Here is a 14,230-nt window from a genome sequence, read left to right on the forward strand (position 1 = left end):
TGTATGCAAATGTGGTGTGAAATCTATAAATCGAGCAAAAAAGACGAAATGTATCTTTACGTTGCTCGTGTCCATTCTTCAGATGATCAAGAACCGACAGATCCGTTGGCTATATTGTCAGATGCGATGAAAAGTGCGTTCGGACGTGCGACCTTTGTCATGTCACTTGAGTTATATGAAGAAAAGAAATTAGCACGTGCTAACGTGATACATGTTATGGATTCAATCCAAAACAATGGATATTACTTGCAACTTCCACCCGAGGGTTTAATTAACCCGAATGCTGTAGAACCAGAGGGGTTACGCGGTGCGTGAAGATCAATCAGGAATATGGACTCAATTTTTATCAGTACTTGATTCAATTCCAGAAGACGGTATTGCCATTACAGTTTATGTTCTTGGTACATTGATCATACTGTGGTGTTGGTATGCGATTGCCAAGAGACTACCTTCACCAATCGGTGGAATTACCTGGATTGTAATTTTTGCAATTCTTGCTACACCGACCATTTCGGAAGGTCCTAATTCTGCTGTTGCACCTGCTTTTTTTGGCCTTGTTTTTGGCGTACTGACAAAAAATTCGCCAATTATTTGGTCAAACTTTTCTCTGATTGCTTTTGTCATTGGAATTGGTCTATGTGCAGGATATTTTTGGTCTAATTATCAGACCAACAAGAATGCAAGAAATGCATCAATCAATATTAAAACAACATCTCCACTTTAAGAAAAATAAGGCTTGAACATGTCATCAGATGCTCAACAATTTTCGGGTACAGATCAGTACATTGCAACAGATAGTTTAAAACTCGCTGTAAAAGCAGCCCGAGCATTACAAAAACCACTTTTGGTCAAAGGTGAGCCGGGTACAGGTAAAACTTTATTGGCTGAACAAGTGGCTCAAAGTCTGGGCTTAAAATTGATCACTTGGCACATTAAGTCGACCACAAAAGCCCAACAAGGCTTGTATGAGTATGACGCCGTGTCACGTTTACGTGATAGCCAGTTGGGCGATGAGCGGGTCTATGACATCAAAAATTATATTAAGCCGGGTAAACTCTGGGAAGCATTCACCAGTGAAGAGCGCTGTGTGTTATTGATTGATGAGATTGATAAGGCAGATATTGAATTTCCAAATGACTTATTGCATGAACTGGATAAAATGTCATTTTTCGTCTATGAAACAGGCGAAACCATTACAGCGACTCAGCGTCCCATTGTGATTATTACCTCAAACAATGAAAAAGAGTTACCCGATGCATTTTTGCGTCGCTGTTTCTTTCATTATATTGAATTTCCAGATGAAGCGACCATGCGTGAGATTATTGCAGTCCATTTCCCGCAAATTTCCTCGTCCTTAGTCAGTGAAGCCCTGCAAGTATTCTTTAAGTTGCGTGTGGTACCGGGCTTAAAAAAACCACCATCAACCTCAGAGCTGATTGATTGGTTGAGTTTACTTATGGCAGACGATATGCCAGAAGATGTATTACGCCATCATGATAAATCGAAAGCGATTCCACCGCTGTATGGTGCGCTGATTAAAAATGAACAAGATGTACAATTGCTTGAACGTCTTGCCTTTATGACACGTCGATAGCAGGTTCTGCGCATGTTCGTAAGACTATTTTTTACCTTGCGAAAATACGGGATACCCGTGACCACACGTGAGTTAATTGATTTAAATCAGGCCGTTGCCCAAGGCTTGGTGTTTGCAGATCAAGATCAGTTCTATCAACTGGTCAAAACGGTCATGGTTAAAGACGAACGATACTTTGATAAATATGACCGTGCAATGAAAGACTATTTTGAAGGAATTCAGACCTTTGATATCGATGATTTGCTGAATAAGATGAATCATTTACCCAAAGATTGGTTTGATTTAGAGCTGTTGGAAAAGCATTTAACCCCTGAGCAGCGTGAAGAATTAAAAAAAGCAGGCTCGCTTGAAGAGCTCATGAAAATGCTCGAAGAGCGTTTGCGTGAACAGCACAAGAAGCATCAAGGCGGCAATCGCATGATTGGCACAGGAGGAACCTCTCCTTTTGGTGCTTTTGGTGATCACCCTGAAGGGGTGCGTATTGGTGGGCCGGGTCGTAAAAAATCGGCAGTCAAAGTCTGGGAACAACGTAAGTATCAAAACTTAGATGATGAGCAGATATTAGGGACGCGCCAAATGCAATTGGCGTTGCGCCGTTTGCGTAAATTTGCACGCCAAGGCGCCGCCGAAGAGTTGGATATCAATCTCACCATTCGCGAAACAGCCAAGCAAGGCATACTGGATGTGCAGCTGGTGCCTGAGCGTCGTAACCGCGTGAAAGTACTGATGCTGTTTGATGTGGGTGGTTCTATGGATGCCTATATTGCGCAGTGTGAAAAACTCTTTAGTGCAGCCAAAACAGAATTTAAGACTTTAGAATATTTCTATTTCCATAATTGTCTTTATGATTATGTGTGGAAGGACAACAGTCGTCGCTCATCGACCAAAATGAATACCCAAGATTTGTTCAATACCTATGCTAAAGATTACCGTGTGATTGTGGTGGGAGATGCCAGTATGGCACCCTATGAGCTACGTTCAGCGGGTGGATCTGTCGAATATATGAATGAAGAAGCAGGTGAGGTTTGGCTTAAGCGCTTGCGAAATCATTATGAAAAAACAGCTTGGTTAAATCCTGAGTCTCAAAACTATTGGAATTACACCCAAACCATTGGTTTAATTAAACAGCTTTTTGATGATCATATGTATCCAATGAGTCTCAAAGGCATAGAAGATATGACCAAATATTTAGCTCGCTAATCGTATATTTAATTCGCTATTGATACATCGAGAAGGATCTCGCATGGCAGATCAAATCAATATTATTACACTTCGTTATTGTACTCCCAAATGATGAAGGCTTTTTTGGTGTTTGTGGCGGTCAGTTTATTTCACTGTATCTTAAACAAGCGATAAATGACATTAATGTTCCCTATGATTAAATTCGTTATAGCGAAGCATTTAAAACGGCGCTTGTAGATTTGTTTGCGCATTATGTAGGTCGACCAAGTCAGCTGTTTCATGTAAAGCGTTTATCTGAGCAATGGGATGGGGTGCAAATTTACAAGCGTGAAGACTTAAACCACACCAGTGCACATTGGACTAACCATTTTTTGGGTGGGGTTTTACTTGCCAAATATATGGATAAAAACAAAGTGATTGTTGAAACTAAGGTCAACATGGTGTTGCTTTGGTGATTGCGTGTGCGCACTTAGGTATTCCATGTGAAATTCACATCGGGCAGGTCGGTCAATATTAAAAAAGAACATCCCAATCTGGTTAAGATGAAAATTTTGAGTGCAACTTAAATTGCGGTGAAGCGCGGTACAGCGACATTAAAACATGCTGTAAAGCGCTTTTGAGGAATATTTAAAAGATCAAAAAAGCTTTATCTATGCGATGGGTTCTGTGGTTCGCCCACATCCATTCCTTAAAATGGTGCGTGACTTTTGGGCCATTATGGGTAACGAAATTAAAGTCCAAAGTAAAGTACGCTTCAATCAGCATCCAAATTATATCGTTGCATGTGTTGGGGGGCGGGCTATGCGATGGGCGCATTTACAGCATTTTTAAACGATCCAGCTGTGAAGCTTGTGGGTGTAGAACCTGCAGGGCTTGGTTTAGAAACCCACCAGCATTCTGCGACTTTGACTTTGGGTAAACCAAGTCAGTTGCACTGTATAGCATGCTATGTTTTAGAAGATGAACATGGAGAGCCTGTACCTGTACATTTAATTGCATCTGGTCTGGATTTCTTGGTGTAGCTCAGCATTACAGTTTCTTAGAAGATTTGGGCCGTGTTCAACGCATAGTGTCAGCTGAGAGTTGATATGCCGTGGTATGGGCGATTGGTGAAGCACCGAAATTATCCAAAGACATTCATATTCTGGTGAATTTATGAGGTCGATGTGATCAGGATTCTGATGATGCTGCTGAAAAATTGGGATTGAATTCTTTCAGATGTAAGAGGTCAGGCATAAAAAGCCCAGTTTAAACTGGGCTTTTCTAATATTTTAAACTAATAGATTCGTTACTTCAAAGCTTTAACCAGAAATATACTGTTGCAGCTGATCAATTAATACTTTTTGATCTTCCATGGTCGCTTTCACTAAATCGCCAATAGAAACCAGTCCAACCAGTTGATCATTTTCAATCACAGGTAAATGGCGAATATGACGGTCAGTCATCAGATTTAAACATTCATCTACTGTATTCGTGCGACTTACGGATAATACTGTACCCGTCATAATTTCAGCGACAGTGGTGTGATCTGAAGTACGTTGCATGAGTGCAATTTTACGGGTGTAATCACGCTCTGAAAGTATGCCGACTACCTGAGTATCCTTCACAACCACCACTGCGCCAATGCCTTTACTGGCCATAAGCGTAATCGCTTCAAGCACGGTCGCTTCAGGTTGAATGGTTGAAATTTCAATATTATTTTTATTTTGAAGTACTTGAGCTACGGTCGTCATATTTAATCTCACTTAATTATTACTGTTCATCTACTATTTTAATAACTGATATTTGTCTGGATTACAAATATTTTCACCTATCCTGATGAAGATATATTGCTTTTGAAATTTTGGATATTAAATCATCGATCAAGAAGCGAGGGCTATTTCTATTTTATAACCAAAAAATAAATGCTTCATTTGTGCCGTAGACAGCTTAAAACGACGATTCTTTTGATTAAATAGTGCAGGTGAAACCTGTAAGCGCATCAATGTTGGAAGTAAGGAGAGTTCAAAATCTTGAGGTGTGATTTTTTTTGGCACATAGTTGGGCCAATGAACTTTCGCATATTGAATAGCTTGGAAAGAATTCATCCAAAAGGGGAAAATGTTTTCTGAATGTTCAGATTTGATCGCCCAACCTTGATGTTCAGGATGATATAAACCCCAAAGTACGCCACAGTACATCATAGTTTTTAGCACTGAGATCTTGAAAATGAAATCTTTAGTTGCGGGTTGTAATTTAATATATGTTTTCATGGTGATGATGTCACAAACAACTGAATAGATTTTGTGACTATTTTAGATGACCTTTATGAAAGTTCTGTTTAAACATTGCGTTATATCGTAAGTAAATATAATAAAAATTTATTAAATGAAATATAAACGATAGACCAAAAAAAACGCCACCTCGGTGACGTTTCATTATGCTTGCATGGTGGCCATGTCTTGCCAGTATTGTGCTTTTAGTGAGTCACGCTCAACACGGAAACCTTGTAAATAAAGTTCTGCTAGAAACATCGCAGCTTTGCCATGACCTGCACGTGCAGCAGTTTCGAGTTCTTGTACAGCATCTGAAAAATTCATTTCAAATTGAATAGTGTTAACAGCATTTGAGTAAATAAACTCAAGGTCTTGCTGAGAGATTTGGTTAATCATATCAAGCTCCTTATTCTAATTATGATTAGTACAACTATTACATATGACCCAACGGGCCCAAATTCAATATAACGAAGTAATGTTAAACTAATATTACAAATTGCTTCACTTGTCAATCAATAATAGCGCTTTTGTGGTGTTATATTTCTTTACATGATTAATCTTTAATCATTCAACAGTTTGGTTAAAATCTAAATGTAATTGGTGAAATTTAAGTAGAGTTGTTGTAAACAAAATAAGAAGGAGATTAGACATGTCAAATACAATAGATGGATTTAATTTTGATATCCCTCCAGTACCGTCGCAAATTATCGCATTGGCGCAATTGCATCGCAAACAACTGGATGATGCTGTTTTTCATCAGGAAATTCATTTGGGAAATTACTGTCTTTCACAGCGTAAACGGGTTTACGATTTTACCCGTACTTTAGATCCAGTGCAAAAAGCAGAGTTTTATCGTTATTATGATGGTGAACTAAAACGTATTGCAGATGATGATGAGCTGCATCCGCCCCATGCTGAAGGTGGACTGAGCATGTTTACTATATTTTTGGCTTTGGGGTTGATTGCGTTGATTTTGTATTTTGCAGTCATTCGTTCGGTTATTGCTTAAAAACTAGATCACTTATAACTCGGTCATAAGTTATTCATAATTGTATTTGTGCTATATAGTGATTTGACAATTTAAATTTTGAAGCCTGATTATTGCATTTCTAGCGGTGATCGGGCTTCAGTACTGTTCTTTTCTGTGCATCGCGATTAAACTACCTTTAATTAGAGGTCGTACATGCTCAGTTTCAAAGAATTCCGTTTAAAATTTCAATCAAAATTTCCATTTGATTTTACTCAAAATTCAGTTTTGTTGGTGGTGATCACACTGATTCTACTTTTATCGAGTTATGCCTTATTTCGACCGATTAATGCTGTACAATATCAACAGGTTCAAGTGCTTGCTGCTCAGTATTCGTATCCAAAAACGCAAGCCATGGCGGCTAAACTTAAAGCACAAGACAAAGTCAGTAATGCTGAATACTTTCGTTTGATGTATGCGATGGATTTTGAGTCTTCGAAAATAAAAGAATATCCCGCTTTAAACATCGAGGACATTCGATAGCCGAGTCTCACTGTTCTTCAGCAGTTTTATTTTTGTATGAGTGAAGAGTTCGAAATCAATTTCGTTTTTATCTTATTTCTTTGAATGATTAAATTTTTGAGTGATTGAAGGGCTTTCATAGATCATTCTTAACTTAAAAAAATTCAAAATTACCTCTTTTACATAGAATGATCAGCATGGTATTAATAGGTTATTGATTTCTTATAAAATAAATAGGCTATCTTGCCGAGTAACTTTCTCATGACAAAAAAAGAAGGGATTTTCGCTACTCGTCGAATCCCCAATAATGCATGACTTTTTAATTTGTGAGATAGGTCTATTATTTTTGTTCTTATGTGCCCAAATGAATGAGCACTCGTTCTCTATTTGAGCTTCTTTTCTTCTTGAGTATTTGAAACCAAGTTGTGCTTTAGAATATTTTTAAGCAAAGCTTTATCCAATTCCTGGGATACGATCACTACAGTTAACTGATCTGCATGTAAATGTTTCTTTAGTGCGCGTTCAATATCAGTGGTAGTTAAGCGTTCGATTTGTTGCTGATACTGATTTAAATAGTCTGACGCTAAACCATAAAATCCGATCGAGGCAATTTGTGCATTAATATTGGCATTGCTGCTCAAGGTCATCGGAAATGCGCGTAGCATCCCTTCCTTATTTTCATTCAGTTGATTCTGAGTAATGGGCTGCTTTAAAAAATTCACTAAACTTTGATGCGCGACATCAATGCTGTCGATAAGCTGTTCTTGTTGAGTGGCATAACTTAAGCTGAATACACCGCGTGAAAGCATAGAGCTGATACTACTGCTGGCATTGTAGGTATAACCACGCTTTACCCTGAGTTCTTTGGACAGTATAGAATTAAAACTTCCTCCACCAAAAATTCGATTGGCGACTTCGAGAGCAGCGCGATCAGGCTCATTGCGTCGAATACCCAAATGTCCAATGGTGACATGAGCTTGACTAGAGGCATGTACAATATGCTGAATATTAAAATCGGAAGCTTCAACAGGCTCGCTCAATTCAGGCACTTTTTGACCTTGTTTTAAGCTTTGGCTTATGTGCTCTGAAATTTGGATAGCATGTTCAGCGCTTAAATTCCCCGTGATTGCAATATTGGCATTTTGCGCCACCAGCATTTGATCTCGGAAATGTTGCAACATTGCTGGACTGATCTTTTGAATGCTGGCCTGAGTACCAACACTGGGTTCGGCATAGGGATGCTGACCGTATAAAGCACGGTAAAATCGGATATTCATCAGGCGACTGGGATTTTCTTGAACTTGTTTTTGCCCGACTTTGGTGTTGCTCAAAACCAGATTTAAACCAGATTGATTAAAATTGGCATGATTGATGGTATGTAGAAAAAGTGCCAATGCTGGTTCAAGTTTTTGTAGATCTGAAAGTACCCTTAAGCGAACCGTAAACATATCGCGGTAAGCATTGACGTTGAATTTAGCGCCCAACGCATCGAAGGCGCTGCTGAGCTGTTTGGCTGTATATTGATCAGTACCTTCGGGCATTAAGCGCGCTGCCATACTGGCCATGCCAAAAAGTCCTTTTCCTAAAGTTTCATCTTGCGCAGAGCCCGCATTAAATGTCAGTTGAATATCCACAATAGGTAGATCTTGTGCTGCAACAAACAGTGAGCGTACTTGAAGTGAGTTTTTGAGTTCTTGTACGAAGGGGGCTTGATACTGCTGATGAAGATTTAGCTGTTTTAAACTTTGTAGCTTCGATAAGGCTTTAAGTGGGCTTTGACCTGAAAGGTCTGCATCTGTCTCTAAATGCTCTTCAATCTCTGCATGTGCTGGCTGGGTCAGCAATAGCGCAATACATAAACTCAGCCATTTACTGTTAAAGATCTTAAGCATATCGCTTCCTTTGTTCTTATTGTGATGATTATAAGGAGAGGGCATCGTGTTCATGCGATCTATATGTGGGTTTCTGGCATTAAGTGCAACACACTTAAATTGTCACGGACAAAAAACATATTGGCAATGCGCTGAATATCTTGTGGTGTGACCTTTTCGTAATGTTCAGCCAGTTGGTCAATCATACGATAATCCAAGTCATTCACTTGAAGTAAGCCAATCATTCTTGCTTGTCCAATAATGTCATCTTGGCTATAAATCCAATTGGACACGAAGTTGGCTTTTACGCCATTTAATTCTTCTTGCTGAATCAACTCGGTTTTGAATAAATCGAGTTCGCTTTGAATGATGCTCTGTGCTTGAGTCAAACTGACCCCTTCTGCGGGTAGGGCGGAAATAGTAAATAGACTATCACCGCGATTATAAGGATCATAACTGACACTAATCGAGGTGAGCTGTTTACGATCACGGACTAGACGATCTTGTAACCTTGAAGAAATACCGCCATCGAGTAGACTTTGAATGATGGTCAGTGCATAGGCATCTTGCGGATTTTTAGCAGTTTTAAGCGATTTTACATTCCACGCCATATATAAGTTGGGCACTTGTACCGCAGAATTCATCTCCATCTGACGGTAGCCTAAACGTTCAAACTCCAATACATCATTGCGTTCGGGTGTGGCTTTTTGGGGAATCTGCGCAAAATATTTTTCAACTTGTTTTAAGGCCGTTTCCGCATTGACATCACCCACAATTACTAAGGTGGCATTGTTCGGGCTATACCAAGTTTCATACCAACGTTTTAAATCATTCAATTGAATATTTTGCAGATTTTTCATCAGTCCAATAATGGGTTGACGATAATGACTGGTGGGGTAGGCAATCCATTTAAAACGCTCAAAAGCTAAATTTCGTGGATTGTCTTCTGTGCGCTCTCGACGTTCTTCCATGACCACTTTAATTTCTGGCTCAAAGTCTTGTTGGCGAAGTCGCAAATTTTGCATGCGATCCGCTTCAAGCTCTAAAGCCAGTGGAAAATATTTTTTTGGATAAAGCTGATAATACTGCGTGTAATTTGTAGAGGTAAATGCATTAAAGCTTCCGCCGTACAAACGGCTTAATCGGGTAAATTCGTTATCAGGGACTTTGGCCGTGCCTTTAAACATCATGTGTTCAAGTACATGCGATATGCCCCAAAGCGACCCAGATTCATCGCTACTGCCAACAGCATACCAAATTTGAGTCATGACAATGGGTGCACGGTGATCTTCTCGAATAATCACTTTTAAACCATTTTTTAGTGTGGTTTCAACGGTGTTACGCGCAAGTTTAGTTTGATTTTCTGCCCAAAGTGACGTACTCAATGCAGTCATGAGCAGCAAACCCATAATATGCCTCAAAGGCTTTATCTGTGACTTTAAAACTGAAATTAAGTTTTTGATATGCGTCACAGTTTATCCATGGTAATTGAGTCTTGATTGTATTTTTTAGAAAATGCAGCTTGAAAGCAAGGGGGCTGTGTTGCATTTTGGTTGATGCTTTTAAAAGCGTCTTTACAGCATGTAAAATAAGGAATCTATGCTAAACTTCTTTCTTTTAATTCTATGCTTTTCAAGGAATCGGCATGCAAGAACAGCAAAATAAATTCTTGATAGATGCGGATATCGGTGATGACGATGTCACATTACCTAGTTTACCCGCCGTAGATGTGCCTATTGTTGAAAATAATAAAGTTGATACCGCTGTTTCGCCAGCCGTGACTTCAGCTGTCGTAGAAGAAAGCAGCAGTAAAGGTGGCTTTTTTAGCCGCATGAAAGAAGGTTTAAGTAAATCACGCAAGAACTTAGCCGATGGCATGGTCAACATTCTCATCGGTGGTAAGGAGATTGATGATGAATTACTTGAAGAAGTAGAAGAGCAGCTTTTAGTTGCAGACATTGGTGTGGAAGCCACCAAAACCATTATTACCAATTTAACTGAGCGTACTGCGCGTGGTGATTTGATTTACTCTCATTCACTTTATAAAGCCCTACAAGAAGAATTGGTGGCATTACTTGCGCCTCGTGTTAAAGCCTTACACATTGACCCCAATAAAAAACCCTTTGTGATTTTGGTGGTGGGTGTGAATGGTGTGGGTAAAACCACCACCATTGGTAAATTGGCGAAGCGCCTGCAAGGTGAAGGAAAGTCAGTGATGCTAGCTGCGGGAGATACTTTCCGTGCAGCGGCGACTGAACAGCTGGAAATTTGGGGTGAACGTAATAATATTCCAGTGGTGTCGCAAGGCAATGGTGCGGACAGCGCGTCTGTGATTTACGATGCATTTGAAAGTGCACGTGCCAAAGGGGTTGATGTACTCATCGCAGATACAGCAGGGCGTTTGCATAACAAAGGTCATTTGATGCAAGAGCTGTCTAAAGTAAAGCGTGTCATGCAAAAAATTGATGCGACTGCACCGCATGAAGTGATGTTAGTGGTTGATGCAGGCACAGGTCAAAATGCAATCAATCAAGTTGAAATGTTTGATCAAGCAGTAGGACTGACAGGTTTGACCATTACCAAACTTGATGGTACTGCCAAAGGCGGTGTATTGTTCAATATTGCCAGCCGTACTCATGTACCCATTCGCTTTATTGGCGTGGGTGAAAAGATTGACGACTTACGCCCATTTTCCGCTAAATCTTTCGTTGCCGCACTGTTTGAAACTGATCAATAGGCATCGTATTTTCGTTATAGATGTAATTGAAATAAAATTTCATTGATTATAGAAATCAAGAACCCTAATAAGTTTAGGGTTTTTTTATTTTAGAGATTTGAGAGTTTTTTATATCAACGATTTAGCCCTTCAAAAAAGATAAATAAAGAGATTTACCTTTCTATATTTTTCATCAGCTAAGATTCATTTGATTTTGACTAAAGCCCAAGTCTGGGATATATGCTCATAAATATAGCCCCATCAGAGCGTGTCTATAAATTGGACTATACTCTGTTCATCATTTTTCGTTCTAATTTTGGAACACATTGTTATAAAGATCGGGCTGACGCTGATGAAAAAAATTTATATGATGGCTCTATCTTATATACAGACACCTATATCAAAATAAGGATTTCACATATGTCATTTTTAGATCAAATCAAAAAACGCCGTACAATTTATGCAATTGGTAAAAACGTAACCTTAGACAATGCAAAAATTGAAGACATTATTAAAGAAACGGTTAAACACAGTCCATCTTCTTTTAACTCGCAAACCTCTCGCGTAGTGACTTTATTTGGTCAGTCACATGAAGATTTTTGGAATATGGTTTTAGAAACATTACGTAAACTTGTACCTGCTGATGCATTTGAAGGCACTAGCGGTAAAATTAATAGCTTTAAAGCAGGTCATGCGACTGTATTGTTCTATGAAGATCAAGACGTGGTTAAAGGACTACAAGAACAGTTTGCTCTGTATGCAGACAACTTCCCAGTGTGGTCAGAGCATTCTTCAGCCATTGCACAGTTTGCGGTTTGGACAGCATTGGCAGAACACAATATTGGTGCATCACTCCAGCATTACAACCCAATTGTAGATGCTGAAGTCGCTGCAAAATTTGATATTCCTGCACACTGGAAGCTTCGTGCACAGTTGGTATTAGGTTCGATTGAAGCGCCAGCCGGTGACAAAACCTTTATGGATGATGCATTACGTTTTAAAACATTTAACTAATCTTGATGTCATGATGTGTTTGGAATAGCGCTAAATAGTAAAAAAGGATGCGTATGCATCCTTTTTTATGAGCTTCAATTTGAGATCCGTAAGCAATGGATCAAGGGGGGGGCTTTCTAAATCGTCATGAAAGTGTCATCAATTCGTAGCATAGTGCTAACAAATTGAATGGTTTAAAAGAATAGATATGAACTCAGCAAAAAAATCAGCAAATAATCTAGTAAAAAATACAGCAGAAAATGTATTTAAATTCAGTGGCTTAGCCTTAATTTCTTTGCTGAGCCAAAATTTATATGCAGCAAGTACGATTGCAGCGCCTGAAGAAATTGTGATTGTGGGAATTAATGATCAAGCCGTTAAATCTGGTTTCCTAAAAAAATCAAAAGACTATAAAGTCAATCCAGGTCCATTAAGCTTGAGTCTTCGCTACCAAGCTTATTTTGAAGATAATCTCAATCGACATGATATTGTGAAATCCGATATTCTGCGTTTAGATATTCCTCAAATTCAAGACAATCAACGCTATGTATTGAAATTGGTCAATCCACCACAAGATCACGATGATGCGAAAAAATATGCTGAACAACCAAAGATTGCATTATTCGATCAGAATAATCAGCAAGTAGTTCAAGAGTCGAGAATATCAAACCAACCAAAGAATTCTATACTTGGTGGTTTATTTAATGATTCTGTAGATTTAACCCAAGTTCAATCTACACCTACGAATTATTCATCTAAAGAAACTCGTCAAAATCAAAACTCTAAGGCTTCAACAAGCTACCAAACATCTCCGATCCCACATACTGATACGTTATCTGTAGATCAAAACATGATCCAATTGTGGCAGAAAGCATCTAAAGCTGAGAGACAGAAATTCATGACATGGTTAGCTGAGCAATAAAATCAGTACTTAGCAATTAAAACTAAAGCCTAAAACATAGAACTTTAAATAGGGTACTCAAAAGTATTCTTGCATGTTTGATTCAGCTATATTGTTGTTCACACATATTAGAATCAAAAATAAGATGTTAAAGCCTAAGTTTAGATTGGCAGAACAGTATGATATTGCTGAATTAGTCAACATGATTAATTCAGCGTATCGGGACCCGCATCAAAATAGTTGGACGAATGAATCAGAACTCGTCCATGGTGATCGAATTGATCATGCGCAACTAGAATCGCTTATTCAACAGCATAACCAAAAATCATTTCATTCTAGGCTTTTGGTCGCCGAGATTTGTCATCAAATGAAGGATGAAATCATCGGCTGTATTGCGATTGAGTTACAACACCAAGATGTGGAAATCGGGACTTTCTGTATTGCGCCAGAATGGCAAAATTGGGGCTATGGCGTACAGCTCTTACATGCCGCTGAAACTTATGCAGCGAAGATGAAACCTGATATTAAACGGTGGGTGATGTGGGTGTTGGATGCTCGTACTGAATTAATCGAATTTTATATCCGTCATGGCTATGTTCACACAGGAGTGATTCAAGACTATCCTTTAAATTTGGGGGTAGGCACACCATTGATCGAGCTAAAGCTTTTGGAATTGATTAAAATAGCCTAAGTAAATTAAATTTTGATTTTAAGTCCATTCAATTCACTTATGTTGTTAAAAATACAGATACTAGATATATGTGAAGAAAAGCCCTCTTTAAAGAGGGCTTTGGTTGATGCAGTATGATTCAATGTGTCTATTTCACAAACCAAGTGAAATAACCCAGTAGCATCAAAGGCCAGGCAATAAAGGGGCTAAATAACCATTTCCAAAGCCATAGACGCGGAATAAAGCCTACGCCATGAATAAAGCCGCCAGAGATACCCATCATGATCAGCATCATCACACGGTGGCTGTAATGGCCATCTGCATCTAACATCATGCTGGGATGAATCAACAGTACCGCTGCAAGTGGCAATGCCATTAAAAATGAAATAACCATTGCAATCGTATTGGGCTTTTTATCTTGGATGGGCATTGCCAGTTCAGTCATGATTTATTCCTCATCCAAATCTTGATGCTGTTCCATATAAATTGCAGCCAAGATACTGGCAAAGCACGCCATCAATACGCCTAAAATCCATGCGAAATACCACATATATATGCT

The 14,230-nt window shown here is 39.0% G+C and carries 17 protein-coding genes and 1 pseudogene; 11 read left to right on the forward strand and 7 right to left on the reverse strand.

The window, feature by feature from the left end; translation table 11 throughout:
- Window positions 1-9: 9 nt before the first annotated feature.
- From AMD27_RS07440 to AMD27_RS07460, 5 genes and pseudogenes are all read left to right on the forward strand, one after another.
- The gene (locus AMD27_RS07440) at window positions 10-315 is read left to right on the forward strand and encodes a YcgL domain-containing protein (RefSeq protein ID WP_067662862.1); all 306 of its coding nucleotides are present in this window, start codon (window positions 10-12) and stop codon (window positions 313-315) included.
- Complete coding sequence (locus tag AMD27_RS07445) at window positions 308-724, forward strand: hypothetical protein (RefSeq protein WP_067658423.1); 417 nt, start codon at window positions 308-310, stop codon at window positions 722-724. The genes AMD27_RS07440 and AMD27_RS07445 overlap by 8 nt, the downstream gene beginning before the upstream one ends.
- Window positions 725-742: 18 nt before the next feature.
- A complete protein-coding gene (locus AMD27_RS07450) occupies window positions 743-1,594 on the forward strand; it encodes an AAA family ATPase (protein ID WP_067658426.1) in 852 nt (283 codons plus the stop codon).
- 12 nt (window positions 1,595-1,606) lie between these two features.
- On the forward strand, window positions 1,607-2,794 hold the full coding sequence (locus AMD27_RS07455; RefSeq protein WP_067658429.1) for a vWA domain-containing protein: 1,188 nt from the start codon (window positions 1,607-1,609) through the stop codon (window positions 2,792-2,794).
- 59 nt (window positions 2,795-2,853) lie between these two features.
- Window positions 2,854-3,935 (forward strand): annotated as a pseudogene (locus AMD27_RS07460) (pyridoxal-phosphate dependent enzyme).
- Between the two features lie 142 nt (window positions 3,936-4,077).
- Here the strand turns inward: AMD27_RS07460 and AMD27_RS07465 are convergent.
- The 3 genes from AMD27_RS07465 to AMD27_RS07475 all read right to left on the reverse strand — a co-directional run bounded on the left by AMD27_RS07465 (window position 4,078) and on the right by AMD27_RS07475 (window position 5,427).
- Window positions 4,078-4,509 (reverse strand): CBS domain-containing protein, encoded by a 432-nt coding sequence (locus AMD27_RS07465; protein ID WP_067658432.1) that lies wholly within the window; start codon window positions 4,507-4,509, stop codon window positions 4,078-4,080.
- Between the two features lie 129 nt (window positions 4,510-4,638).
- Window positions 4,639-5,028, reverse strand: coding sequence for a DUF2750 domain-containing protein (locus AMD27_RS07470; RefSeq protein WP_067658435.1), 390 nt, complete (start codon window positions 5,026-5,028; stop codon window positions 4,639-4,641).
- Between the two features lie 165 nt (window positions 5,029-5,193).
- Complete coding sequence (locus AMD27_RS07475; protein ID WP_067658438.1) at window positions 5,194-5,427, reverse strand: hypothetical protein; 234 nt, start codon at window positions 5,425-5,427, stop codon at window positions 5,194-5,196.
- 253 nt (window positions 5,428-5,680) lie between these two features.
- Between AMD27_RS07475 and AMD27_RS07480 the strand changes: the two genes are divergently transcribed.
- Both AMD27_RS07480 and AMD27_RS07485 read left to right on the forward strand, forming a co-directional pair.
- Window positions 5,681-6,040 carry a hypothetical protein gene (locus AMD27_RS07480; protein WP_067658441.1) on the forward strand — a complete coding sequence of 120 codons (360 nt, stop codon included), beginning with the start codon at window positions 5,681-5,683 and terminating at the stop codon, window positions 6,038-6,040.
- Window positions 6,041-6,214: 174 nt separating this feature from the next.
- Window positions 6,215-6,541 (forward strand): hypothetical protein, encoded by a 327-nt coding sequence (locus tag AMD27_RS07485; RefSeq protein ID WP_067658444.1) that lies wholly within the window; start codon window positions 6,215-6,217, stop codon window positions 6,539-6,541.
- Window positions 6,542-6,903: 362 nt separating this feature from the next.
- Here the strand turns inward: AMD27_RS07485 and AMD27_RS07490 are convergent, their stop codons facing one another.
- The gene (locus AMD27_RS07490; protein ID WP_067658447.1) at window positions 6,904-8,412 is read right to left on the reverse strand and encodes a M16 family metallopeptidase; all 1,509 of its coding nucleotides are present in this window, start codon (window positions 8,410-8,412) and stop codon (window positions 6,904-6,906) included.
- A gap of 59 nt (window positions 8,413-8,471) precedes the next feature.
- A complete protein-coding gene (locus tag AMD27_RS07495; protein ID WP_081405946.1) occupies window positions 8,472-9,800 on the reverse strand; it encodes a M16 family metallopeptidase in 1,329 nt (442 codons plus the stop codon).
- Window positions 9,801-10,036: 236 nt separating this feature from the next.
- Between AMD27_RS07495 and ftsY the strand changes: the two genes are divergently transcribed.
- The 4 genes from ftsY to AMD27_RS07515 all read left to right on the forward strand — a co-directional run bounded on the left by ftsY (window position 10,037) and on the right by AMD27_RS07515 (window position 13,692).
- Complete coding sequence (gene ftsY / locus AMD27_RS07500; RefSeq protein ID WP_067658450.1) at window positions 10,037-11,128, forward strand: signal recognition particle-docking protein FtsY; 1,092 nt, start codon at window positions 10,037-10,039, stop codon at window positions 11,126-11,128.
- 399 nt (window positions 11,129-11,527) lie between these two features.
- Window positions 11,528-12,121, forward strand: a complete 594-nt coding sequence (locus tag AMD27_RS07505; RefSeq protein ID WP_067658455.1) for a nitroreductase family protein — start codon at window positions 11,528-11,530, stop codon at window positions 12,119-12,121.
- Window positions 12,122-12,308: 187 nt separating this feature from the next.
- On the forward strand, window positions 12,309-13,022 hold the full coding sequence (locus AMD27_RS07510) for a DUF2057 family protein (protein ID WP_081405947.1): 714 nt from the start codon (window positions 12,309-12,311) through the stop codon (window positions 13,020-13,022).
- A gap of 124 nt (window positions 13,023-13,146) precedes the next feature.
- Window positions 13,147-13,692: a GNAT family N-acetyltransferase gene (locus tag AMD27_RS07515; RefSeq protein ID WP_067658458.1), complete on the forward strand. Its 546-nt coding sequence runs from the start codon at window positions 13,147-13,149 to the stop codon at window positions 13,690-13,692.
- A 127-nt stretch (window positions 13,693-13,819) separates the two neighbouring features.
- On the opposite strand, the gene AMD27_RS07520 is transcribed toward AMD27_RS07515, so the two are convergent.
- Window positions 13,820-14,116: a cyd operon YbgE family protein gene (locus tag AMD27_RS07520; RefSeq protein ID WP_067658461.1), complete on the reverse strand. Its 297-nt coding sequence runs from the start codon at window positions 14,114-14,116 to the stop codon at window positions 13,820-13,822.
- Between the two features lie 3 nt (window positions 14,117-14,119).
- Window positions 14,120-14,221: a cytochrome bd-I oxidase subunit CydX gene (gene cydX, locus AMD27_RS07525; protein WP_067658466.1), complete on the reverse strand. Its 102-nt coding sequence runs from the start codon at window positions 14,219-14,221 to the stop codon at window positions 14,120-14,122.
- Window positions 14,222-14,230 lie beyond the last annotated feature (9 nt).

The sequence above is a fragment of the Acinetobacter sp. TGL-Y2 genome (genome assembly GCF_001612555.1).
Classification (GTDB): domain Bacteria; phylum Pseudomonadota; class Gammaproteobacteria; order Pseudomonadales; family Moraxellaceae; genus Acinetobacter.

What these genes read in the sequence shown, in the direction of transcription:
- AMD27_RS07520 (WP_067658461.1), bottom strand. Translation starts at nt 14,116, where the DNA reads ATGACTGAACTGGCAATGCCCATCCAAGATAAAAAGCCCAATACGATT.
- AMD27_RS07455 (WP_067658429.1), top strand. Translation starts at nt 1,607, where the DNA reads ATGTTCGTAAGACTATTTTTTACCTTGCGAAAATACGGGATACCCGTG.
- AMD27_RS07480 (WP_067658441.1), top strand. Translation starts at nt 5,681, where the DNA reads ATGTCAAATACAATAGATGGATTTAATTTTGATATCCCTCCAGTACCG.
- AMD27_RS07475 (WP_067658438.1), bottom strand. Translation starts at nt 5,427, where the DNA reads ATGATTAACCAAATCTCTCAGCAAGACCTTGAGTTTATTTACTCAAAT.
- AMD27_RS07465 (WP_067658432.1), bottom strand. Translation starts at nt 4,509, where the DNA reads ATGACGACCGTAGCTCAAGTACTTCAAAATAAAAATAATATTGAAATT.
- AMD27_RS07490 (WP_067658447.1), bottom strand. Translation starts at nt 8,412, where the DNA reads ATGCTTAAGATCTTTAACAGTAAATGGCTGAGTTTATGTATTGCGCTA.
- AMD27_RS07510 (WP_081405947.1), top strand. Translation starts at nt 12,309, where the DNA reads ATGAACTCAGCAAAAAAATCAGCAAATAATCTAGTAAAAAATACAGCA.
- ftsY (WP_067658450.1), top strand. Translation starts at nt 10,037, where the DNA reads ATGCAAGAACAGCAAAATAAATTCTTGATAGATGCGGATATCGGTGAT.
- AMD27_RS07450 (WP_067658426.1), top strand. Translation starts at nt 743, where the DNA reads ATGTCATCAGATGCTCAACAATTTTCGGGTACAGATCAGTACATTGCA.
- AMD27_RS07440 (WP_067662862.1), top strand. Translation starts at nt 10, where the DNA reads ATGTGGTGTGAAATCTATAAATCGAGCAAAAAAGACGAAATGTATCTT.
- AMD27_RS07505 (WP_067658455.1), top strand. Translation starts at nt 11,528, where the DNA reads ATGTCATTTTTAGATCAAATCAAAAAACGCCGTACAATTTATGCAATT.
- AMD27_RS07495 (WP_081405946.1), bottom strand. Translation starts at nt 9,800, where the DNA reads ATGGGTTTGCTGCTCATGACTGCATTGAGTACGTCACTTTGGGCAGAA.
- AMD27_RS07485 (WP_067658444.1), top strand. Translation starts at nt 6,215, where the DNA reads ATGCTCAGTTTCAAAGAATTCCGTTTAAAATTTCAATCAAAATTTCCA.
- AMD27_RS07515 (WP_067658458.1), top strand. Translation starts at nt 13,147, where the DNA reads ATGTTAAAGCCTAAGTTTAGATTGGCAGAACAGTATGATATTGCTGAA.
- cydX (WP_067658466.1), bottom strand. Translation starts at nt 14,221, where the DNA reads ATGTGGTATTTCGCATGGATTTTAGGCGTATTGATGGCGTGCTTTGCC.
- AMD27_RS07470 (WP_067658435.1), bottom strand. Translation starts at nt 5,028, where the DNA reads ATGAAAACATATATTAAATTACAACCCGCAACTAAAGATTTCATTTTC.